Annotated in this window: 21 protein-coding genes and 5 tRNA genes; 19 read left to right on the plus strand and 7 right to left on the minus strand. The window is 44.4% G+C overall.

The window, feature by feature from the left end:
* The first annotated feature begins 263 nt into the window (after positions 1 to 263).
* Positions 264 to 1,358 (plus strand): diguanylate cyclase, encoded by a 1,095-nt coding sequence (locus DV872_RS22030; RefSeq protein WP_147283241.1) that lies wholly within the window; start codon positions 264 to 266, stop codon positions 1,356 to 1,358.
* On the opposite strand, the gene DV872_RS22035 is transcribed toward DV872_RS22030, so the two are convergent.
* From DV872_RS22035 to DV872_RS22055, 5 genes are all read right to left on the minus strand, one after another.
* Positions 1,355 to 2,242 carry a hypothetical protein gene (locus DV872_RS22035; protein WP_114632135.1) on the minus strand — a complete coding sequence of 296 codons (888 nt, stop codon included), beginning with the start codon at positions 2,240 to 2,242 and terminating at the stop codon, positions 1,355 to 1,357. The genes DV872_RS22030 and DV872_RS22035 overlap by 4 nt on opposite strands.
* 10 nt (positions 2,243 to 2,252) lie before the next feature.
* Positions 2,253 to 3,143, minus strand: a complete 891-nt coding sequence (locus DV872_RS22040; protein WP_114632136.1) for a hypothetical protein — start codon at positions 3,141 to 3,143, stop codon at positions 2,253 to 2,255.
* The gene (locus DV872_RS22045) at positions 3,140 to 5,068 is read right to left on the minus strand and encodes a hypothetical protein (RefSeq protein ID WP_114632137.1); all 1,929 of its coding nucleotides are present in this window, start codon (positions 5,066 to 5,068) and stop codon (positions 3,140 to 3,142) included. Before DV872_RS22045 ends, DV872_RS22040 begins: the two co-directional genes overlap by 4 nt.
* A gap of 87 nt (positions 5,069 to 5,155) precedes the next feature.
* On the minus strand, positions 5,156 to 6,109 hold the full coding sequence (locus DV872_RS22050) for a UDP-glucuronic acid decarboxylase family protein (RefSeq protein ID WP_114632138.1): 954 nt from the start codon (positions 6,107 to 6,109) through the stop codon (positions 5,156 to 5,158).
* Positions 6,110 to 6,111: 2 nt separating this feature from the next.
* A complete protein-coding gene (locus tag DV872_RS22055; RefSeq protein ID WP_114632139.1) occupies positions 6,112 to 6,690 on the minus strand; it encodes an NAD(P)H-dependent oxidoreductase in 579 nt (192 codons plus the stop codon).
* A gap of 130 nt (positions 6,691 to 6,820) precedes the next feature.
* Here DV872_RS22055 and DV872_RS22060 point away from each other — a divergent pair, with 130 nt between their 5' ends.
* The 8 genes from DV872_RS22060 to DV872_RS22095 all read left to right on the plus strand — a co-directional run bounded on the left by DV872_RS22060 (position 6,821) and on the right by DV872_RS22095 (position 14,277).
* Positions 6,821 to 7,153 (plus strand): metal-sulfur cluster assembly factor, encoded by a 333-nt coding sequence (locus DV872_RS22060; RefSeq protein WP_114632140.1) that lies wholly within the window; start codon positions 6,821 to 6,823, stop codon positions 7,151 to 7,153.
* A gap of 12 nt (positions 7,154 to 7,165) precedes the next feature.
* On the plus strand, positions 7,166 to 7,948 hold the full coding sequence (gene sufC / locus DV872_RS22065) for a Fe-S cluster assembly ATPase SufC (RefSeq protein ID WP_114632141.1): 783 nt from the start codon (positions 7,166 to 7,168) through the stop codon (positions 7,946 to 7,948).
* The gene (gene sufB / locus DV872_RS22070) at positions 7,884 to 9,332 is read left to right on the plus strand and encodes a Fe-S cluster assembly protein SufB (protein ID WP_370446660.1); all 1,449 of its coding nucleotides are present in this window, start codon (positions 7,884 to 7,886) and stop codon (positions 9,330 to 9,332) included. The genes sufC and sufB overlap by 65 nt, the downstream gene beginning before the upstream one ends.
* 35 nt (positions 9,333 to 9,367) lie before the next feature.
* Positions 9,368 to 10,579, plus strand: coding sequence for a Fe-S cluster assembly protein SufD (sufD, locus tag DV872_RS22075; protein ID WP_114632143.1), 1,212 nt, complete (start codon positions 9,368 to 9,370; stop codon positions 10,577 to 10,579).
* Between the two features lie 2 nt (positions 10,580 to 10,581).
* Entirely contained in the window at positions 10,582 to 11,793 is a 1,212-nt protein-coding gene (locus DV872_RS22080; protein ID WP_114632144.1) for an aminotransferase class V-fold PLP-dependent enzyme, read from the plus strand.
* 242 nt (positions 11,794 to 12,035) lie between these two features.
* Positions 12,036 to 12,401 carry a response regulator gene (locus DV872_RS22085; RefSeq protein WP_114632145.1) on the plus strand — a complete coding sequence of 122 codons (366 nt, stop codon included), beginning with the start codon at positions 12,036 to 12,038 and terminating at the stop codon, positions 12,399 to 12,401.
* Between the two features lie 14 nt (positions 12,402 to 12,415).
* Positions 12,416 to 12,850 (plus strand): Fe-S cluster assembly sulfur transfer protein SufU, encoded by a 435-nt coding sequence (gene sufU / locus DV872_RS22090; protein WP_114632146.1) that lies wholly within the window; start codon positions 12,416 to 12,418, stop codon positions 12,848 to 12,850.
* Positions 12,851 to 12,888: 38 nt separating this feature from the next.
* Positions 12,889 to 14,277 (plus strand): hypothetical protein, encoded by a 1,389-nt coding sequence (locus DV872_RS22095; RefSeq protein ID WP_114632147.1) that lies wholly within the window; start codon positions 12,889 to 12,891, stop codon positions 14,275 to 14,277.
* Here DV872_RS22095 and DV872_RS22100 read toward each other — a convergent pair.
* Positions 14,274 to 15,098 carry a sterol desaturase family protein gene (locus DV872_RS22100; RefSeq protein WP_114632148.1) on the minus strand — a complete coding sequence of 275 codons (825 nt, stop codon included), beginning with the start codon at positions 15,096 to 15,098 and terminating at the stop codon, positions 14,274 to 14,276. The genes DV872_RS22095 and DV872_RS22100 overlap by 4 nt on opposite strands.
* A 57-nt stretch (positions 15,099 to 15,155) precedes the next feature.
* On the opposite strand from DV872_RS22100, the gene DV872_RS22105 reads away from it, so the two are divergent.
* From DV872_RS22105 to DV872_RS22115, 3 genes are all read left to right on the plus strand, one after another.
* On the plus strand, positions 15,156 to 16,532 hold the full coding sequence (locus DV872_RS22105) for an HAD-IIIA family hydrolase (protein WP_114632149.1): 1,377 nt from the start codon (positions 15,156 to 15,158) through the stop codon (positions 16,530 to 16,532).
* Positions 16,533 to 16,664: 132 nt separating this feature from the next.
* Positions 16,665 to 17,294: a hypothetical protein gene (locus DV872_RS22110; RefSeq protein ID WP_114632150.1), complete on the plus strand. Its 630-nt coding sequence runs from the start codon at positions 16,665 to 16,667 to the stop codon at positions 17,292 to 17,294.
* A 105-nt stretch (positions 17,295 to 17,399) separates the two neighbouring features.
* Positions 17,400 to 17,990, plus strand: coding sequence for a 5-formyltetrahydrofolate cyclo-ligase (locus DV872_RS22115; RefSeq protein WP_114632151.1), 591 nt, complete (start codon positions 17,400 to 17,402; stop codon positions 17,988 to 17,990).
* Here the strand turns inward: DV872_RS22115 and DV872_RS22120 are convergent.
* Complete coding sequence (locus DV872_RS22120; RefSeq protein ID WP_147283242.1) at positions 17,975 to 18,346, minus strand: hypothetical protein; 372 nt, start codon at positions 18,344 to 18,346, stop codon at positions 17,975 to 17,977. The two genes, DV872_RS22115 and DV872_RS22120, sit on opposite strands and share 16 nt — an antisense overlap.
* A gap of 140 nt (positions 18,347 to 18,486) precedes the next feature.
* Here DV872_RS22120 and DV872_RS22125 point away from each other — a divergent pair, with 140 nt between their 5' ends.
* The 7 genes from DV872_RS22125 (at position 18,487) to DV872_RS22155 (ending at position 21,883) form a co-directional block, all read left to right on the plus strand.
* A complete protein-coding gene (locus DV872_RS22125; RefSeq protein ID WP_147283243.1) occupies positions 18,487 to 19,074 on the plus strand; it encodes a DUF6657 family protein in 588 nt (195 codons plus the stop codon).
* A 9-nt stretch (positions 19,075 to 19,083) separates the two neighbouring features.
* Positions 19,084 to 21,291: an AAA family ATPase gene (locus tag DV872_RS22130; protein WP_114632154.1), complete on the plus strand. Its 2,208-nt coding sequence runs from the start codon at positions 19,084 to 19,086 to the stop codon at positions 21,289 to 21,291.
* 161 nt (positions 21,292 to 21,452) lie between these two features.
* Positions 21,453 to 21,525: transfer RNA gene (locus tag DV872_RS22135), tRNA-His, on the plus strand.
* Positions 21,526 to 21,534: 9 nt separating this feature from the next.
* Positions 21,535 to 21,608, plus strand: a tRNA-Arg gene (locus DV872_RS22140).
* 32 nt (positions 21,609 to 21,640) lie between these two features.
* Positions 21,641 to 21,713 (plus strand) — tRNA-Lys (locus DV872_RS22145).
* 9 nt (positions 21,714 to 21,722) lie between these two features.
* Positions 21,723 to 21,803, plus strand: a tRNA-Leu gene (locus DV872_RS22150).
* 8 nt (positions 21,804 to 21,811) lie between these two features.
* Positions 21,812 to 21,883: transfer RNA gene (locus tag DV872_RS22155), tRNA-Gly, on the plus strand.
* Positions 21,884 to 22,008 lie beyond the last annotated feature (125 nt).

Genomic DNA, 22,008 nt, shown 5'->3' on the forward strand with positions numbered 1-22,008 from the left:
TATTGTTCATGAAAAAAGATATCTGGCTATGGTTGAATAAGCCAAAACCAATGGCAGAATCAATGTTTTTTTCAGATGGTCAAATGGGGCTGTTTTTATGAAGCAATTTTATCTTGGACAGCTGTGATAATCCATCCTTTTTTAAAAAACATGTAATTCATAAAAGAGTCACAAAAACTACAGAAAAGATCACATTTCACTTAATTAAACAGTAGATTTCTTTTAAACTTGCGGAATTACTTACTTTTTGCTATTCTTTGGCAGTGGAATCCCAATACTCCCTCGCTGATGCCGGTGTATCTCAACCCGAATCTGAACAGAAAAGAATAAGAGACCTGGTACAACTGGTTTCTGCGTTCAGTGCTTCAGTCACTTTATTAAGTATAATCGCCTTTGCATTTCTCAGATTACAGATAGGTATCATTCTCGGTCTTTCTATACTTCCGGTGTACCTGCTGTCAGTCTTTCTGAGCAAAAAAATAAAACTTCGAGTAGCTTCCAATTTTCTTATAATCAGTTTTATCACTCATATAAGCGTGACATCATTGTTTATCTTTCCCAGGGAGTATGGTTTTCACTACTGCCTGCTAGTCATACCATCACTCATCTGGATAATTTTCGGTAAAAGGCAGATTGAAAAACCGATCTACGCCTCCATCAGCCTTCTATTTTTTTACCTTGCCGAATACACAGACCTGTTCAATCCCATAATTACATCCCTGGATTATCACAGACTTTTTCACATGTTCAGTATTATGAGTTTCAACCTCGGAACCATAATCGGGATGCGCTACTATGTTCATTACATTAACCGAGATACAAATAAGCTCTCTAAACTAGCCTGTACAGATGGGCTGACAGGTCTCGAAAACAAACGTTTCCTTGAGCAGACAGGAGAACTTGATTTCGATATGATACGGCGGGCCGGTAAAAACCTGAGTGTTCTGATGATAGACCTGGATCATTTCAAGGCAGTCAATGACAACTACGGCCATGATGCGGGTGACAATATTCTCAGGGAAGTCGGAAAGACTCTAAAATCCTCTTTCAGATCAGCTGACAGAGTATGCCGATTCGGCGGTGAAGAATTTATTGTCCTCTTAAAAGGAACCGGTCCCCAGGACAGTCTGAGAATTGCCGAAGAACTCCGTCAGAAGATAGAGAATCTGGAATTTCCGGTTTATGCAGGTTTGAAACTGACAACCAGTATCGGCATTGCCCATATGAGCGACGAAGATGCCAGTCTTAAAAAGATGACCCTCCGTGCCGACAAGGCCCTCTACTACGCCAAAGAGGCCGGAAGAAACTGTGTGAAAAATGATCAGAACAGTTCCATGCCATCGTCTCAATGTATTTAAAATAGATCCAGAATCATCTCCACCATCTTATCAGCCCCGTCATAGGGTCCCCCATAGTCTTTATTATGATCCAGACGCCAGTGCTGCTCGTTGCCTTTTCTGGGTTGAGGAAAATACAATGAAGGGATTCCATGGGCTTTTGTTTCATAAAAGAAATTATATCCACAGCCCCCAATAGAAAAATCCACACCTGACATGTAATGGGACAAAGGAAAAATCTGTCTTGATATTTCATCATCAAAAGTACTGATTGATCGGAAACAATATTCTTCAGGATCAATTTTGATTTCTTTGAGAATAGTATCCAACTCTCCTTCAAAGCCATTATGGGCCAATAATGCTAATTTCTTATCCTCAGGAACCTTCAGAACCTGCCTGATAATCTTTTCTTCATAATTACTTGAAGGGTGTACATTTATTGTTGGATGTAGACTAATACAGCCCTCGATTGAGAAAGAAGGTTCAATCGTAAAAGCAAGATCATATTCCTCAGGATCAAAAGAATGAATCAATCCATCAACCGAAGGAATATGTAAGATTTCATCATGTACATAACGAAACAGAATGACCTTCTTTGCTTTAAAATCATCAAGAATGGGTCTTAAGATCAACCAGTTCATATCTGAAATTATCAAATCCGGATCAATATGTTTTAGAATATTATAGATAGCTGTGTTTTTATCATCAAGGAATATTTTTTCTGGCTCGATCAATACCTGATAGATTTCCAAGTCCTTATAGCAGTCCCCCACATCAAGGGGTGAATCTGTAATAATTGTAAACAAGTAAGGTTCGGCAGCATTTCTTTTAAAGCTTTCAAATATTGAAAAGGCTCTGGCAAGGTGCCCGGCCCCTCCACCAAAACTCAGTATAACTATGTTCATAGGCTACATTCTAAAGCAGGGCTAACAATTTCTCTACTAAAATATCTGCACCATTAAAAGGCCCTTCATAATCAATGCAATGCTCAAAGCGCCAATGCTGCTCATTTCCAATCCTGGGCTGGGGAATATAAATTGTGGGAATCTTGTAGAATTTAGTCTCATAGAAAAAATGATATCCACATCCCCCAATGGCCAGATCTATACCACTCATATAATGGGACAGAGGAAAGAGCTTCTTCGAAACATCATCAAAAGACGAAATGGATCTTAGACAATACTCATCTGGATCAATATCTGCATTTTTTAAAATATCTTCAATCTCACCTTCATGACCGTTATGTGCTACCAAGGCAAGCTTCTTGTTATCAGGAACCTCCAGCACAGATCTGATTATCTCAGGAGGCTGAAGGTTTGATTGGTGAATGTTAATGACAGGAGGAATATTGAGGCAACCATCCTGATGAAAATGGGGATCAATGGTACAAGGCAGATCATAGTCTTCTGCTTGAAAGGAATGAGAGATTCCATCATCCAGAGGAGGAGTCTGAAACCACTGTTGTGGAAGAAACCAGAAATAGATAGCCGTCTTTGCACTAAACTCATGGAGAAAGGGTTTAACCGGAAACCAGATATTATCAACAATGATCAAATCAGGATCGATATGCTTCAAATACTGATAGAGCATGGTCTCCCTATCTCTACCCCACATCTTCTCAGGTTCCGCTACAATGGGAATAACTTCAAGAGTCTCATCCACAAAGGGAAGTTCTATAACAGAGTCCGTGAGTAAAGAATAGTGAAACGGCTCCTTTAGATAAATCTTGAAAGTCTGCCATAAAGTAAGTCCACCAAAGATGTGCCCCCCACCGGAACCAAAGTGGAGGGATGCTATTTTTATCAATAAACCAAGCCGGACGGATCAAAATAGTAGAACATAGACTGATTTGCACCAGAAGGATTCGACATAAAGGCTTTAATATCAGGAGTTAAATCTGAAGGACTATTCATTCTCAGCATTGTCTTATCTATAATACTTGACGTAGTTTCATTAACTATATAGAACTTATTGTTTGGCAATATGCCAATAGGGACTAGATAATTATAGGAATTGTCCACTGGATCACTATCAAGACTCCAATTTTTCATGGTAACAATTACACCACCAAGATCTGAATAAGGTGTAGACTGAGTTTTAACCGATAGAACAGTCTCTCCAGTCCATGGATAAAGCCCTATCATTGATGCAAAACCAGAACCACTAGTTAAACCTGAGCTGCTAAAATCGTTATATGGACTGGGTAAACTACTCACAGTTGTCATAGAACCATCACTATTCAATCTTAATATTCTTTGAATATTGTTTATCGCTCCATAAACGTCAGAATCTTCTCCCATAACATATAAAGTTCCATCAGCGGCTTCATAACCACCATTCAAAATGGTTATTGAATTAGGTAAATCTTTTGATATCCAGGTATCAACGATATCCATAGTTGCAGTGCTGAACGTAAATGCTCCATTCGTGGTTGTAGCGAGGATCTTGGCTCCATTTTCAATAGGATACAATTGCTGAACTGTATATGGAAAACTGTAGCTAGGAAATACTGTTGAAGGTGCGACTTCAACATAATCAACAACCGTAGAACTAAATCCATCCAATTTGATTATCAGTTTACCTGTAGTGGCTGCAGGATTTGCATAGCAGAAGAAATAAATATAACCATTTAAATAATCAGTATAAATTCTACCACCATTGCTTCCACTCGGAGTAAACACCGACTCAATATCTATTGACTGTATGATACTTTGTGCATCTAAAGAATACTCAGGTGTTGTATTAACACTATCAAAATCCATCGCATATATAGTAAAAAGATTTATGTTCATATCTTCTGCTGACATAAAAATGACATAGGGATCAGTAAGATTGACGTCTCCTACAACTGCACCCGGAGCACCTCGACTTTCATACTGATACTCTATAAATAATCCTTTATACTCAACACTGACTGTTAATGGTTGACTTGGGTATTCCCAGTCAATAGGTCCATAAACCAGATGGCCGTTCTCATCAGATGAATTTGATGTATAAATGAAACCATCACCTGTATCAGCACCAACTGTTGCTCCCTTCAGAGGAACTGTTCCGGAAGTAATAGTCATATCAACAAAGAATTCAGGTTTTGCTGTTAATGAGAATTCAGTTCTATTCTCAATCAAGGCCTTTTTATTTCGAGCGAACTCCAGCTCCTCTCCTGAATAATCCATATAAAACTTCGTATACCCATCCCAGTCCTCTGTGGTAACAACAAAAGAAAAGTTACCATTTGCATCTGTTGTCACAGTCGTTGTTGCATCTATCTCTAGGCTTTGTGCTCCAACAGCCAAACCTGCAGAATCAACCAAAGTCCCCTGAACCGTATACTCAGAATATGCCAGAGTCATATCAGTACTATTGCCACCAGGATTGATATCTACAACAACAGTATTAGAACAGAGCGGCAGGTCAATCAGTCCAAGACTGACTTCCAGCTGGACTCCCTGTCCAACAGGTAATTGATCAAGGGTATGGGTAACATCGGATAGGCCATCCAGGTCAGCTTCACCTTCAATAACCTGACCATTTTGATAGGTCAAAGTAATAGTTAGAAGAATTGATTCGGGATGAATAACCCGGCTCAAGGATTGACCATCTTCCGTATCAGGCAGATCCATGGCTATATATAGGTAGTTTCCTACAGGTCCGTTCAGCTGTGCTCCATCCCTACAGGAGACAAGCAGCAGAAAAACTGAGGCTGTAAGTAAAAAAACTCTTGAAAGCTTCATATTAAATCCTTCAAATCATTCAAATGATTTCAACAACTGTATTATATAATTATACTGGCAATATTCAGTTTTTCAATTTAGAAATGATTAATAATAGATTAGGTAAACCATCCGTACCTTTTTTATATATTCGATGGTCTTTTCAAGACCAGATATTAAATTTGTTTCAGGCTGCCAGTGGATGATGTCTTTTGCGGATTCAAGATCCGGTCTTCTCTGACAGGGATCATCCTCGGGTAGGTCTTCAAACACTATGGTTGAGTTGCTTTCTGTCATCTCCCTGATAAGAAGAGCAAGATTCAGCATGGAGATCTCTTCTGCTCTGCCCAGATTGAGAGGACCCGAAAATTCTGATTCCAGATTCATAAACCTGATAAGCCCATCTATTAGATCATCCACATAACAGAACGATCTTGTCTGAGTTCCTCTGCCATATACTGTGATCTCCTTATTCTGCAGGGCCTGTATTATAAAGTTGGTGATGACTCTGCCGTCATAAGGGAGCATACCGGGACCATAGGTATTGAAAATTCGAACCAGTTTAATGGGGAGTTCATATTTCCTTTTGAAATCGAAGAAGAGACATTCGGCGCTGCGTTTACCTTCGTCATAGCAGGAGCGGGATCCGATGGGATTCACATTCCCCCAGTACGATTCCTTTTGAGGAATCAGCTGAGGATCACCATAAACTTCCGATGTGGATGCCTGAAGAACCGGAACATTGAGAGATCTTGCAAGTTCAAGAATGTTTAAAGAACCTACGACATTGGTTTTCATGGTCTGAACCGGGTCCTTCTGATAGAACACAGGGGATGCCGGACAGGCAAAGTTATAGATTTCATCGGCTTCGGCGTTGAAGGGGAGGCAGATATCATGTTCCATAATACTGAAATGATGATCTTTTTCCAGTTCCTTAATCCCCTGCCGGGTACCGGTGCTGAAATTATCAACACAGAGAACTTCATTGCCCTGGCTGAGCAGTGTTCTGCAGAGATGTGTTCCGATAAATCCAGCTCCGCCGGTGACAATGATTCTCTTCATAATTATCTTTCAACTCTATCGGTCAAAGAATGTACAGTATCCCTTTTCCAATCACTGATCTGGTTGGCATCACTCCCGCCGATATCCTTGAGATGATACAGGAAAAAATCATTAACCCCGCACCAGCCGAAAACAGTATCCTTCCAGAAAGCCTTGAGGGTACGAGAGCTTACCTCCCTGTAGGAGAGTGCCACAACAGAGACCTTTTTATCTGTCAAAAGAGGGATAAATTCGGCTTCATCCCCGGGAAAGTCATGAATCTCATCATAGGCGGTTCCCGGACGGAACACCCGATCAACCCATCCTTTAAGAATAGCAGGAGGTCCGGCCCACCAGTCGGGATGAACAATAATGATATGCCGGCTTTCACCCAACTCTCTGGCATATCGTGACACATGAGGGTCTAAAGACATTCTTCTTTTAAGCTCATCCAAAGGCATTACAGGATCAAATTCTTCGCTGTGCAGGTCTTGCCTGTGAACAGTTTCTCCCCTGGCTTCCAGAATGGCTGCAGTTTCATGAAAGATCTGGTAACTGAGTGAAGTACTGTCAGGATGAGCCAGAATGATGCAAACTGCCATTAGAACCTCCGAAATTCATTGGATCTCCTCTTAAAGTAATTGATATATGACCATTTTACTATTATATTATAAATAAAGTTAGTATAGACTAATTATATCATGCAATAAAGTATTAGATGAGGAAAAACTTATGAAAGATTTCCAAACAGATAAAAAGATCCTGGAAGATGAAATTTTCCAGCAGATGGGAGAGATCTATGACCCTGAGATCATGGCGCCCATAACGGATCTCGGACTGATTTACCGTGTAGAACTTATTGATGAAAAATCTGTTGTAGTAGATTTTACACTGACCTCTCCGGGATGTCCCTTTGGACCGGTTCTAGATAAATCCATCAGGAAAACAATCAAAAGAAAAAATAAATGGCTGGAGAATATCACAACCAATCTGGTATTTGCTCCCCCCTGGCAGATTGATTTTGCCAAAGAAGAACTCAGGATGGCCATGGGCTATCCCATTTAAGGAAGGATTAATATGAATGTTCTGGAAATAAAAAATCTGAAAGCAGAGATTGATGATAAGGCAATTTTAAAAGGTATCAACCTGACTCTCCGCTCGGGAGAAGTTCATGCTCTGATGGGACCTAACGGCTCCGGAAAAAGCACTCTTGCCAATGTGCTTATGGGTCATCCTGATTACAAGGTAACCGGGGGAGAAGTATTTCTGGATGGTAAAAACCTTCTTGAAATGGAGATTCATGAAAGAGCGGCATCAGGATTGTTCCTGGCTTTTCAGTATCCCGTTGAAATCCCGGGAGTGACTGTCGGTAAATTTCTCAAGCGCTCACTTGAAGCACTCAGACCCGAAGAGAAACTGAACCTGACTCAGTACATCAGGGAACTGCGGAGCAGTATGGAGTTTCTCGATATGGATCAGAATTTCATCAACAGGAATCTGAATGAGGGATTCTCGGGAGGAGAGAAGAAGAGAATGGAGATTCTCCAGATGCTGATGATGAAGCCTCTTTTCTCCATTATGGATGAGACAGATTCCGGTCTGGATATGGATGCTCTGAAGATTGTATCAAAGGGGATCAATGCTCTGAGGGGAGATTCCTTCGGCGGGCTTATTATCACTCATTACCAGAGGATTCTCGACTATGTAAAACCCGACCATGTACATATCATGTATGACGGTGAAATCGTTACATCCGGCGGAATGGATATAATAGCAAAGCTGGAAGATAAGGGTTATGACTGGGTCAGCGAAAATGTCCCGGCCGAAGCAGAAGCCCAGAGGGAGGCCGTCCATGGCTGAACTTAAAACTGAAGATTATAAATATGGATTCAGCTACCCCGAACGTTCTGTTTTCAAGACAAGAAAAGGATTGGATGAAGATATCGTCCGCCAGATAAGTGCTCATAAGGGAGAACCCGAGTGGATGCTGGAGTTCCGCCTGAAATCACTGGAGGCATTTCGAAGACAATCCATGCCCAACTGGGGTGCCGATCTTTCTGGCATCAACTTTGAAGATATCTACTACTACATCAAACCGACAGAGGAGCAGTCCCGAAGCTGGGATGATGTTCCCGATGACATAAAAGAGACCTTCGACAGGATTGGAATTCCCGAAGCAGAAAGAAAATTCCTTGCCGGTGTGGGAGCCCAGTACGACTCGGAAGTTGTATATCATAACCTGAAGGAACACCTTGAAGAACAGGGTGTTATTTTCTGTGATCCTGAGACAGCGATCAGGGAGCACAGCGAGATTGTTCGTGAGCATTTCGGAACAGTCATCCCCTACGGCGATAACAAATTTGCCTCTCTCAACTCCGCAGTATGGTCAGGAGGGAGCTTCGTCTACGTGCCAAAGGGTGTCCATGTGGATATTCCACTGCAGGCTTATTTCAGGATTAATTCCAAGAACTTCGGACAATTTGAACGGACCCTGATCATTGCTGAAGAAGGGAGCTTTGTTCACTACATCGAGGGCTGTACGGCTCCCACCTTCAGCACAGACTCACTCCACTCGGCAGTTGTAGAAATTATTGCCAAGAAGGATGCCCGGGTACGCTACTCCACAATTCAGAACTGGTCTACCAATGTGTACAATCTGGTAACCAAACGTGCCCATGCCTATGAGGGAGCTACGGTTGAATGGGTTGATGGAAATCTGGGAAGCAAGAAAACCATGAAGTACCCTTCCGTATTTTTACTGGGAGAGAGGGCTCATGGAGAGATTCTCTCCATCGCGTTTGCAGGAAAGGATCAGCAACAGGATACCGGTGGAAAGATCATTCATGCAGCGGACAACACAACAAGTGTGATCACATCCAAGTCCATCAGTAAGGATGGCGGGTCATCGGCCTATAGAGGGCTGATAAAGACAAAGCCCGGAGTCAAAAATGTGAGGTCATCTGTGGTCTGTGATGCATTGATTCTGGATGAAGATTCACAGAGTCACACCTACCCTTATATGGAGATCAGTACCGACCAGGCCAGCATAGAACACGAAGCAAGGGTGAGCAGGATAAGCGAATCCCAGCTCTTCTATCTTATGAGCAGGGGCCTCAATGAAGAGGAGGCGTCAATGATGATCGTCAACGGATTTATTGATCCCCTGGTGAAGCAGCTTCCCATGGAATATGCGGTGGAACTCAACCGTTTGATTGAACTGGAAATGGAAGGCTCCGTAGGCTGATACAGCGCGGTTCGTGTCCGTAAAGAGGAAAAAAAATGAAAACTTATACCGAAACAGCTGCTGCTGTTCTAAAAAATATGAACTGGCCTGACAAAAAAGTTGAGATATGGAGACGGACTCCAGTCCGTTTGCTGGACCCCATCAGCTTCTCAGAAGGAGTAGATGAAAATTCTTTTGATGCAAACCAGGCTGTTCTCCTCCCTTTTAAGGAGAAAAGCGCTCATCTCCATTATGCAGGTTCGAAAATGATATCAGGGGTAATCTCAACACAGGAGGGACTGCCGGAAATTCTCTCTCCCACACTGGGAGTCAGCCGATATCCGGAGCAGAAGGATTTCTTCTTCCCCGGAGAATGGGCCGACCGATTTGAAGCCTGGAATGACAGCGCCGCAACCAACTCTGTATTTCTTAATTTCCCTGAAGGGAAGATTCTGAAACAGCCCTTTGTCCTCCAGCTGGACAGCCTTTCCCGGAATCGCTACTCCGCTCCAAGGATATTTATCAGAATAGGAGAAGGATGGGAGGGGAAAATCTTTATTGCAACAAACGGTTCAGGAAAAGAAAAAGAACTGGTAAATGCATCACTGAGAGTATGGGCCGGAGAAGGCAGTCACAGTGAAATAGTGGAGATACAGACATTGGGACGGGAGAGCCGTCTGGTTCAGAATACAATTGTAAGATTGGAACGGGATTCCAGGGTCACACACAGCCAGATACAGCTGGGAGCTGCAGCAGTAAAAGGTAATGCAGCATTTCGCTTGGCAGGAGTAGGTGCAGAGCTGCAGGCCGGAGGGATATTCACTTCCGGAAAGGATCAGCATAAGGATCTAAGACTGGAACAGAAACACATCGCCCCGCATACTTCAAGCAGAGCTCTTTACAAGGGCGCCGTCAGCCATAGAGGACGCTCAGTCTTTCAGGGGATGATAAAGGTCGAACATGAAGCCAGGGGCACCGACGCCTACCTGAGCAATAAAAACCTTATACTGAACAAGGGTGCCAGAGCCGATGCAATTCCCGGTTTAAAGATCCTCACAGATGATGTAAAATGTTCCCATGGTTCCACAACAGGAAAACTGGACCCCTCACAGATTTTTTATCTGATGAGCAGGGGAATCAGCCGCAGCGAAGCCGTAAAGATGCTGACAGAAGGGATGTTCCAAGAGATCATCATCAGGCATCCAGAGCTTCCATCAGACTGGTTGAAAGAGCAGATAGCCCGTAGCCTGGAACCGGGAGAACTGTAAGATTGAAGCGCTTGATTGAAAATGCCTACTCAGAATTTCCCATCCTCAGGGACAACAGGGATTATATCTATCTGGATAATGCGGCAACGACTCAGAAACCCCAGTCCGTACTTGATGCTATACAGGATTATTACACGGGATGCAACTCAAATGTTTATAGAGCCATTCACCGCTGGGGAGAAGAATCTACAAGACGGTATGAGTTGGCAAGACAGAAGACAGCATCTTTAATCAATGCCGAATCTCCTGAGCAGGTGATATTTACATCAGGAACAACCGACAGCATTAATTTGGCGGCAACCACTCTTTGCAGACTTCTGATAGAAGAGGGGGATGAGATTATCCTGAGCGAGATGGAACACCACAGCAACCTTGTTCCCTGGCAGATACAGGCTGAATACTCGGGAGCAGTGCTTAAGTTTATTCCTGTGACAGAAGAGGGAGAACTTGACCTTGAGGCCCTCGAAAAACTATGGAGCCCCAGAACAAAACTCCTATCCCTGACTCAAATGTCGAATGTTCTCGGAACAGTAAATCCAGTCAAAAAGATCATTGCCCAGGCACACAGCCGTGGTGTCAAAGTTCTTATCGATGCGGCTCAGAGTGTCCCTCATATGAGGGTGGATGTTCAGGATCTGGACTGTGATTTACTGGCATTTTCAGGTCATAAAATGTATGGCCCCACGGGTATCGGTGTTCTCTATGGAAAAAAAGACCTCCTTAATAAACTGCCTCCCTTCCGGGGCGGCGGTGAGATGATCCGATCCGTATACCTTGACCACAGTGAATGGAATATCCTTCCTCATAAATTTGAAGCGGGAACACCTAATATTGCCGGAGCCATCGCCCTGGGAGCAGCCGTGGATTACATAAACAGCTGGGGAATGGATGAAATAGAGAAGAGAGAAGCTATTCTCACAGACAAACTGATACAGGGCATCGACAGTCTAAAGGATTACAAGCTCTACGGGCGTGCCCGTAAACGGGGTGGAATCGCCGCATTTACCAGAGAAGGCAGCCACTCTCATGATCTGACGCAGTACCTGGATTCCTGTGGATTTGCCCTGAGAGCCGGTCACCACTGTGCCCATCCTCTGGCTCGTAAATTGAATGCACTGTCCACTACAAGGGCCTCAATTTCTTTCTACAATACAGAAGATGAAATAGATAATCTGATTAAAACTCTGGAACAGGCCGGAGACCATTTACTTTAATAGCACTTACAGCCATCTAACTTCCCTCAATGTAAAATCTATGTAAAACAGAGCTCGATCCTGATTTTTTTTAAGTGAAATAATGAAAACAGTAGTATATTAACTGGCAGAGAGGGGAATATTGCATATTTTTTTGGAATATTGTATCAATACGATTCGAATATGATTTATGTTTACAGATCGATACAATTCCCCCTGATCATTTATTTAAAAAATGTATTAAAATAATATTGGAGACTTTGATGACGGAGAAAACAATTCTTATTGTCGAGGACGAGCCGATTATAGGAATGGAACTTCAGGAATCTCTTGAAAACGCCGGGTACAGGATACCCGATGTAGTTAGAAATGCAGACAGCGTAATGTCAGCAGTGATCAAGCACAAACCGGATTTAATTATCATGGATATTTACCTGAAAAGTTTTATTGACGGCATAGATGCTGCTCAGAGAGTTAGGATGATGAATGATACTCCCATCATTTTTCTTACAGCCTATCCCAATGAATCCATCAGACGAAAGGCCATGATCATTAAACCGGCAGCCTATCTTCTGAAGCCGATCCAGGATGAAGCACTCCTGAAAGAGATAAAAAAAGTATTTGGATAAAAATAGAGAAACATATGCAGTTTGATGATTTATATAGAGAGATGATTCAAGATCATTACCGACATCCCCGGAATAAAGTAAGTCTCAGCCCTGAGGAGCAGGGAGCCGTTCTGGACAATCCCTCCTGCGGTGACAGAGTAGCCCTTAAAATTGACTGGGATGAGAATGACAAAATCACCGGAATAAGCTTTGACGGCGAAGGCTGTTCAATATCCATGGCATCGGCCTCCATGCTGACCGAGATTCTCTCGGGGAAAAGCAGGGAGGAAGCCCTGGAAACGGCCTCAAAGATTCACAGAATATTCAGAGGAGAAGAAGCTGTAGAAGAGCTTGAAAACTATGGTGATATTATTTCACTTCAGGGACTTGTTCAATTTCCGGTTCGCCTGAAATGCGCGACTCTGGCCTGGCAGACTCTGGACCTTCTCCTTAAAGCAGAGTCCTCCTGACAACTCTTACCATCTCCCTCCTTATCGCAGCGGGAGTTATGGGAGCTCTCTCCTTTGTTCTACTCCCTCTGGCCATCCGCTTTATCCTGACCCCCATACTCCTTAAAAAAGAGACAAAAAAAAGATTTGAGTGGTCCGATAAGCTCAGCCTGGAACGCTCTCAGATAATGAAGCCCATCCTGAAAAAGAGACTGATGTCTTCAGAGCGAATGAATCCGGTAGGTGATATCAAAGCAATGCTGGAAGTGGTGGCTCCCCCGGACTCAGAAGGTACGGTCCGCCTCAATTTTACGGCACTCCGTTTTCTTGAAATATCTCTGATGGCCTATGAAGATGCCTTCCGCCTGCAGGAAAAAAGCAGAATGCTCCGTTATTTCCTCAACAGAAGAATACGCTGGTACAGACCCTTTTACCGGGGATATAGGGTCGGACAGCATATAAATCAGTTCAGAATTATACGTTTCCTGAACCGAAAGGGTGTCTTTACACAGCTTCTCCGTCTTGCACTCGTTCCCCTGCTGGGAATACCGGGAATTCTGTTCTACAGTATCCGCAGTATATTTCTCAGAATTTTCTGGGAAGGTTTTATCAGATGGTTTTATCTCAGTTTCCTGTTCCGTGCATCCCAGTACATCCTCTACCTTTACGGCGGAATCTGTCCTGAAATAGAAGAGAGAAGAGCTAAATTTTCAAAAAATGAAATCATCCGGAAATACCGACATTACGATAGAGAACTGACAATCATGCCCAGCGTAGAAGGCAGAGAGGACGTACTGAGACTCATGGTGGAAGAATACAGCAGAATCATGATTCAGTCGGGGCTTACCCCTGATGAAAAGTATAATCTGAGGCCCGATGCTGATAAAAAAAGGGTCAAATTCAAAGGCAGGATGAGCGGATTTTTCCGAAAAACGATCTCTGCCATTAACAGCGAGTTTTCAAGTACTCAGGAGACGGTGCCCATTAAGGATATCCTTATCAGGATGTGCGAGACCATGCCCGGCCTCTACTATCCGGGAAAAGAGACTCCCCATGAGAGTTACCGGATCAATCAGATGATTGCAGCCTCTTACAAACTCAGTATTATTGCCCTGGGAGCTGTCTATTCCAATGCACCGGGAAGCCGGATCGCACTTGAAAAAGTATCTGTTGATCTGTTCAGAAAGGTAAGAGACTTCAGCAGACAGCCCCTTATGACACTGTTAAAATCCAAGGGAATGGATTCCTGGAGAAGCATCCGCCCTGTCCTGAAAGCCAGGCAGCTTCTTAAACTGCGAAAGGCCAGCCCCACAGCCGTTGCCGGGCTTGGATTCCCTCTCTTCGGAAGGATTCTGCAGGACAAGGGAAAAGAGATTCTCCTCCATAGAATCGGAAGAGCCCTGATTCGCTACACGGTTCTGGAAGAGAAGGAAATGCCCGAACCCTAAGAACCCTGTTTCCCTATTCCTTTTATTGAATAGGCCTGCCCTTTCCCGTCGAATGGCATAAGAAGACATTTAATCAATGATCTCTCTTCCAAATTTCTGTAACTTGAAATTCCCAATTTAAAGACAGTCTGATCCTGTACAGGATCTTTTCTATATGTACCGAAAAGATGATCCCAGAGGCTGAGACAGAACCCGAAGTTCCGATTGGTCTCCCGCAGGCGGACAGAGTGGTGGATTCTATGCATATCTGGTGTGACAATAAAGAATCTCAGGACTCTGTCTGTTCCCGAAGGAAGGATAATACAGGCATGGTTGAACATAGCACACCCATTTAATAAGAGTTCAAATAGAATTACCGCATCTGCAGAAATACCGAACATAAATATTGTTCCGATCTTAATCCCCAGGGAGAGTGCAATCTCAATGGGATGAAAGCGGATTGCCGATGTAACATTAAGAGTACTGTCTGCATGATGAACCTTATGAAGCTGCCAGAAGAGAGGAACAGAATGAAACATGAGGTGCTGAAAATAGATAACAAGATCCAGGATGACTATTGAAAGGACAAACCTCAGACCGTTGTGCATCTTAATACTGAGGAGCAGACCGGCTCCGGTACCCGCGGCTCCTGCAGTCTCAACCGCTACCGCCGCTGCAGCCGCAGAAAAAGGAATCAGTGACATTAGAAGAGAATTCAGTACCGACAGGGAAAGATTACAGACCCTGTTCTTTAACAGCCGCCCCTGAGATCTCCTGGGAAAAACAGTTTCCCACACCATAAACAGAGCAAGCAGGCCCAAAAATATGTATAAACGGATCATTATTTTACAGTTCTCCTATTCCCATGGTCACAGTATTTATCTAAAATCCAGATTAAGATGAAGTCACTGAAAATCGGCCATATAACAGATATCCATTTCCGCCATTATACTCCCGGTTCTTCTCATAAGCAAAAAAACCGCAGCAGAGAAATGCTCAAGGTTCTTGAAAAAGCCCTGAATGTTCTCAAAAAAGAAAAAATCGATATACTGGTTATCACAGGTGATATCATCGATACACCGGGAGTAGTTCTTAAGCACAACAACTACTATATGGACCTCTCCACCCCGTTCAAACAACTTATCAGAAAAGACTATCTGACAATACGCTCCATCCTGGATCATTCAGGAATTCCCTGGATTGTGATTCCGGGAAATAAGGACGAACCGGAACTCTACACAGAACTCTGGGGAGATCAGCCTCTGGTCAGAGACTTCAAGGGTTATCGTTTTGTCTCCTTTCATGACAGACAGTGGGACGGCGGTCAGCCCCGTCGCTTCGACAGAGAAAGAAGGCTTATGGAGGCTCAGCTTGCCGATCCTGACAGCCCGCCGCAGATTCACCTTCAGCACTTTGTCAGCACCCCTTCGGAGCAGATAAAACTGAAGCATGTCTATAAGGAAGCGGACAACCTGAGAAAGATGTGCCGGGACTCGGGCAATGTGGTTCTCAGTCTATCAGGACATTACCATCCGGGAATCAAAAGCTATAGAGAGGAAAAGACCACATGGATCTCCGGACCTGCCTTTTGCGCTATCCCCCATCCTGTTCTCATTCATGAACTGGAAGGGAATGCCCTGCAGAAGACCAGTCGTCTGGAAATTCAGAAAAAAAGTATACACAAGGGAAAACCAGCGGTTTTTATGGACAGGGATGGTGTTATCGCCACCCAGTCTTCCTACACGACAGGCCCCGAAGAGATGAAACTGATCCCCGGAGCGGGAGAGGCCATACTCAAACTCAGAAAAGCAGGATTTGCCGTGGTGATCAACACAAATCAATCCTGTATCGGTCTTGGCTATGTACCTGAATCGGTGGTTCTCCTCAACCATGAATATATGTGTCATCTCCTTGTGAATGAGACAGGGGATATAGAAAGCCAGCCCGATGCCATCTACTTCAGCAGCGGTGCCGGGAATCTGGCAGTTCACCCCGACTACACTGATACTACGGTAACAAAGCCCTCACCAGAACTTCTGCACAAGGCATGCTCACTCCTCGGTCTGAGCATGAAAAACTGCTGGATGATAGGTGACCGGGAAGGAGATCTCCGCTGTGCTCTGAACGGTAGAGTAAAACCCCTTCTTGTAAGGACAGGAGACGGCAATATTACTGAAGAAAATATCGATCAGGGAATTTATAGAGATTTAGTAGTTAAAAACAACATTCTTGAAGCAGCCGAATTTATTATAAACAACAGCGGTTCAGCAAAGTAACAAAGATTCTGTAAAAAAATAGATTCATCCTTTTCTCATGTCATTCTAACTTTTTTTAGCTTGTCTCCATAAATAAACGGGTTTACTCTTAAAGTCCAAACAAAAACAAATTCACCCGGGAGAGACAAATTAATGAAAAAAGTAATCCTTATTATCATCTGTTTATCAGTCGTTTTTACAACCAGCATTTTTGCTGATTCCATGAAATTCAAAGCCAGCTATGGCGACTGGAAAGTATCATCCTATCAGATTACATCTGATTCAGAATCAAGTATGGCAAAAATCAACGTCTATGCTCCACAGAACGGCACAATGGTCTATGAATTCAAAGCCCGCTATTTAGACGGACTTCAAGATGGACACGGCGGATTCGGATTACATGTATTTGTCGATAAGCCTGCTCCTGCTAAAGCTTGGGGAGAGGGAGAATCTTACCTTTTATGGATTAACTATGATGAAAACCCTACGAGTTCAAGCACTCCTAAAGGTCTTAGTGCCCAGATTTACAAGAGTGATAACAATTACAGAATGAATTTAGTTGAGAGTGTTTCTCTTGCATCAATTGAGCCTATGATTGAAAAGAGTATGAACTATGCCCTTCCGGTAAAACTGGTTATTGATGGAAAAACAGGAATGGCTAAAATATATGATCCCTTTAAAGAAGATTATGCTTATACCTTCCCTCTAAGTTCCGATACTCCTCTGAAGGGAAACTATGTATCTGTCAGAACTAACAGCCTCGCAGTAGCCTTCACACAATAATCATACTAAAACTGAGAACACAGGCCGGACGCAGTTCCGGCCTTTTTTTTATCTTCACTTAAGTATTAAAATGAACTGAATTCATAGAGCCGGGAGAATCTAAATATGAATAAAAAGGAATATAGAAAAGTTCTTCAGGAACAATGGAATTCTCTGACTGCCGATGATCTTGCTCTGCTCAATAACGCCACGGCAAAAACCATATGGGAGTCGGAAGAATGGTCCCGATGCGAAACAGTTCTGGCCTACCTGGATTTTGCCGGAGAGATTTCTCTGGACTCCCTGATTCTCAAAAGCATTCAGGCTGAAAAAAATGTTTTAGTTCCCAGAATACAAAGAGGCGGAACCATGACCTTTCACAGATTAAAAGATCTGAACCCCTCTTCTCTGGAACTGAATTACTGGAATATCAGAGAGCCCCTGGAAGATGCAGAACTTTTTAATCCTGAAACAGCGGGCAGGGTTCTAATTCTCACCCCCGGTCTCGGATTTACAAAAGACGGAAAGAGAATGGGACGGGGCGGTGGATTTTACGACCGATTCCTGTCCCGGATTGAGGAGAACTGCGATTGTATTACAATGGGAATTTCATGGAAGGGAATCATTGTTCCGGATCTGCCCTTTGATTCTCATGACAGGAAGATCCGGAAGCTCTGCTGTGAAACAGAAATATTTGACTGTCAGCCCTTGAACTGATCCAGCTCTTTAGTAATGTTCTTCATTGTTTCCTTGGTAAAGAGCCTGGGACTTCCGTCACTGCCGTAAAGCTCTTCTCCATAAAATCCTTCTCCATCCTTCAGCAGGGTGCGAAGTTCTTCAAGATACTCTTCACGTACAGTTACAGGTTTTTCCTGAATAAAGAGCCCCTCATAACTGTTACGCAGCTGTGCCCATGTGAGATCCCTGATTTCTGCAATTGTCAGGATGGAACTTTCTAAAAGAGCAAGAAAGTGGGACTCCGCTTTTTCCCAGTGAAACTGGTCAAGCATGGCTCCCGCTCTTTCGCTGTATTTTTCTGATCTGTTTTTGTCACTTCTTCTATTAGTTTTCATAATAACCAAGTATAACACAAAGGAGGTTCAGCATCAAAACCCTTACTTGATTGTCACGGGTTATACTATTATCTTGAAGATAACCGAACGGCGGATACCACCGCATGAAAGGTAAAGAAAGATCAAAAAAGGATCATATCATGGGAAAAATAAAATCAGCCCTGGAACTGGCGCTTGAAAAAACAGCCGATCTGAAAACAGATAAAAAAGCAGTAAAGAAGAATATGATGAACAGGGAGGGGAAAGTCTCTGTTTCCACTTTTCTGGAAAATCCTAAGAAATCAGAATTCATCGACAAGATGAAATTCTATAAAGATGAGGAACTCGGCTGGTTTAAAAACGGAGCCATGGATACAATCCTGGCCAATATTACCCTGCCCCGCCTTGAGTCAGACAGCAATAAACTTATCCCGTTGAATGCAGCCCTTGCAATAGTCAGCGGAGACAAGGAAGAGACCGATTCCATGTTTGAACAACTGAAACAGCTCTTCTCTCAGTATCTGAGTAATCTGGATCAGCTTGAAGCATCAATGAAACAGCAGTATGAACCTCAGTTGAGACAGAAAGAACAGCAGCTCAGTCAGCAATCCGGACAGGAAGTCCATCTCACCCCCGAACAGGACCCCGAATTTCTTAAGGTATTATCAGAGCAGATCAGCCGAATGGATCAGCAGTACCAGGACGTTTTAAAACAGGCAAAAGATCAGATCAGAAAAGGTCTGATTTAAACCATAACAATGGATCTGTTTCAGGCCGCCCAGCAGAATGAACCTCTTGCCGCCAGAATGCGGCCCCGGAATATGGATGAATATATCGGACAGAATCACATTGTAGGGAAGGGAAGACTGCTCAGGCGTGCCATCAAGGCAGACCAGCTCTCATCACTCATATTCTACGGACCGCCGGGAACCGGAAAGACAACTCTGGCTCGGGTCATAGCAGGTACCACAAGCAGCCGATTCCTGAGTCTGAATGCAGTACTCAGCGGTGTAAAACAGGTCCGTGAAGCCATAGCCGAAGCTCAGGAGCTCAGAGATCTTCATGGCAGAAGAACCATACTTTTTGTGGATGAAGTTCATCGCTGGAACAAGGCGCAGCAGGACGCCCTCCTCCCCTGGGTGGAGAACGGAACCATAATTCTTGTGGGTGCAACCACAGAGAATCCCTATTTTGAAGTAAACTCAGCCCTGGTCAGCCGGAGTCGGATATTCCAGCTTAAACAGCTGGAATCGGAAGACCTTTTTGAAGTGGCCCGTCAGGCTGCTGCCGACAAAGAGCGGGGTTATGGAAAATGGGAAATTGATTTTGAAGAGGGAGCCCTGGAGCACCTTGTAAAAACGGCCGACGGGGATGCACGAAGTCTGCTCAATTCACTGCAGCTGGCAGTGGAGACGACTCCCGACTCCTATCCTCCTCCCGGAGGAGAAAAAATTTACATTACCCTGGAAACTGCGGAAGAGAGTATTCAGAAAAAAGTGGTTCTCTACGATAAAGAGGGTGACTACCACTATGACACCATATCCGCATTTATCAAATCCATAAGGGGCTCGGACCCCGATGCCGCCCTTTACTGGATGGCAAGAATGGTTAAAGCGGGGGAAGATCCCCGTTTCATCTTTAGAAGAATGATTATTTCGGCAGCCGAAGACATCGGCATGGCCGATCCTCAAGCACTGGTTCAGGTAAATGCGGCAGCCCAGGCTTATGACCGGGTCGGACTGCCTGAGGGACAGTTTCACCTGACACAGGCGGCTCTCTATCTGGCCACAGCTCCCAAATCCAATTCATCCCTTGCCTTCTTCGATGCTGTAAAAGTAGTTGATGAAGAGGCTGCCAGGGAAGTACCAAATCATCTGAGAGACCCAAGCCGGGACAAACACGGTTTCGGGCACGGAGAGGGATACAACTACCCCCACGCCTACAGAGATCACTGGGTGGCTCAGGCCTACCTGCCCCGGGGGCTCAAAGGGCGAATATTCTATCAGCCTGCATCACAGGGATTTGAAGCGGGAATACAGCAGGATGTTATACGCCGGCGGGAACTGCAGATGGCAGCCATGATCGAAGAGAGCCTTGAGAATCTCAGCTTCTCTCCCGGTGATAAAGAACGGGATGCCTGGATGCGGCGTACAAGAGGAAACAGCAGCCGCTTTCTTGAAGAGATGCGCAGCCGCATGTTTGCCCCCCTGAAAACCGAAAGACATCATAAGTTCCTTATCTGGAGAGAGAGCAGCGGTCTTCTTCTCTGGGAAGCCTGGAGACGCGTCCCCGAGGGAGGTGTTTGTGCCTGGTTCCCCGAAGGGAGAAATATGGACCTCTGTGAGCACTTCACCCGCAGCCTTCCAGAATCGGAGCGGCCGATCTTCTTCGGCGGCAGGTCTGACACAGCCCTGCAGGATCTGGAAACAATAAAAGAGAGCTGTGAGCTGTTCGAAACCATTATGATCAGAGACTGGATCTCCCGTCTATCTGAAGAGAACAGAAAAGCCGAATGGGAACAGCTGAGACAGCTTCTCTCTCCCGGTGGAGTACTAAGCCTCAGCGAGCCCCTTCCTGCAATGGGGAGCCGCCTGAGTGATTTCCTGCCGGATGGAGCGGAGAGTCTTGATGAATGGCAGTCCATAAGGGAAGCTGAAGATGCGGTGTACCGGGAGGCATATCCCGGACTGGAATCAGAAGAGACTGTTCTTGCTCTGTTAAAGGAGATGGGAGCCTCCGATTCCGCTGCAGAGATCCTGAACAGCAGTGAAGATAGAATACTCAGTACAGAACAGCTGAACAACTGGTTTAATACAGAGAGACCAGGAAGCCTGGGATTCCGGATGAAGGCTGTTCTAGGAGAGAAAAAAATGGAATCCTACAGCAGCTACTGCCTTAAGCACCTTGAGGGAGCCAGAGTAAAGTGGAATAGCTGCCGCATTATCCTCAGGGCTGATTTTCAATAATCGGGACTTCGGTGATGACCGGCTGCAGCTGGCATCTATGGACTTCTGCAGAAAGTTCTTAAGCGGAGGCGCTCCTTTCTTCCGGAATTTTAAAAAATCAAAGTATTAATGTTGACAAAAAAGGCCTTTTATATAATTATACGTCACGTTCTAATAATATGGTGAATGTAGTTCAGTTGGTAGAGCACCAGATTGTGGTTCTGGTTGTCGCGGGTTCGAGCCCCGTCATTCACCCTTTTAATTGCGTCCATAGCTCAGCTGGATAGAGCGCCGGACTTCGAATCCGTAGGTCGCAGGTTCGAATCCTGCTGGACGTAATTTTTTTTTAGTCCCCCGGGACTTAAAACACGGGCCGTTAGCTCAGCTGGTAGAGCAGCAGACTCTTAATCTGCGGGTCAAAGGTTCGAACCCTTTACGGCTCATTTGTGATCGCGAGTGTGGTGGAATTGGTAGACACGCTAGTCTTAGGAACTAGTGCCTCCGGTGTAAGGGTTCGAGTCCCTTCACTCGCAGTTCATGTGCGAAAGTAGCTCAGTGGTAGAGCTCGACCTTGCCAAGGTCGATGTCGCGGGTTCAAGTCCCGTCTTTCGCTTACTTAGGAACGCAGATTTCGACATATGCCGGGATTTGTTTTATACTTCGTCTGATGGAGCACAGAGGCTTCATCTAACGCTAAACGGAAGGTGAGGACGATCTGGGTGTTATCCGGGTCGTCTT

The sequence above is a fragment of the Oceanispirochaeta sp. M1 genome (assembly GCF_003346715.1).
Lineage (GTDB): Bacteria > Spirochaetota > Spirochaetia > DSM-2461 > DSM-2461 > Oceanispirochaeta.